This is a genomic window from Mesorhizobium sp. WSM4829 (assembly GCF_055811475.1).
On sequence record NZ_JBVVQJ010000128.1, the window covers coordinates 1 to 717 of the forward strand.

A 717-nucleotide genomic window follows, 5' to 3' on the forward strand; every position below is an offset into this window, starting at 1 on the left:
TTCGACACTGAGCTGGTCGCCGGACTCGCGCCATCTCGCGGCCTACCGCGTTCGCCCCGGCTACAAGCGGGAGGTCCCCTACCTCAATTCGTCGACGGACCGGTTGCAGCGCGAATATTCGGCAAGGGTCTATCCCAAGCCGGGCGATGTCCTTCCGCTGCCCCAGCCGGTCCTGTTCGACATTGCCAGCCAGCGCCAGATCGCGATCGACGACGCCCTGTTCTCCAACCCCTTCGAACTTTCCCCTCTCCGGTGGTGGGCGGACGGTCGCGGCTTCACTTTCGAATATAACCAGCGCGGGCATCAGCTCTATCGGCTGGTCGAGGTAAACGCCGCCACGGGCCGCGCACGCTCGCTGATCGATGAGACCAGCACGACCTTCGTTGATTACCGGCCGCTGGTGATGAACCAGCGCCGTACCGGCAAAATCTTTCGTTACGATGTCGACGACGGGAAGGAGATCATCTGGGCGTCCGAGCGCGATGGGCACGAGCACCTGTATCTGTTCGACGGCCGGACCGGCGCGCTCAAGAACCAGATTACCAGCGGTGAGTGGGTCGTGCGGGGGGTCAACCATGTCGATCCGGTCAAGCGCCAGATCTGGTTCGAGGCGAGCGGGATGCACCCGGGGGAAGACCCTTATTTCGTCCATGCGTACCGCATCGGCTTCGACGGTGAGGGGCTGACTGAGCTCACGCCCGAGCCGGCCAACCACCA

The 717-nt window shown here is 63.6% G+C and carries 1 protein-coding gene; it reads left to right on the forward strand.

From position 1 onward, the window contains the following. Positions 1-717: DPP IV N-terminal domain-containing protein (locus AC0L17_RS34495; RefSeq protein ID WP_473518993.1), on the forward strand; the 717-nt coding region annotated here is incomplete at both ends.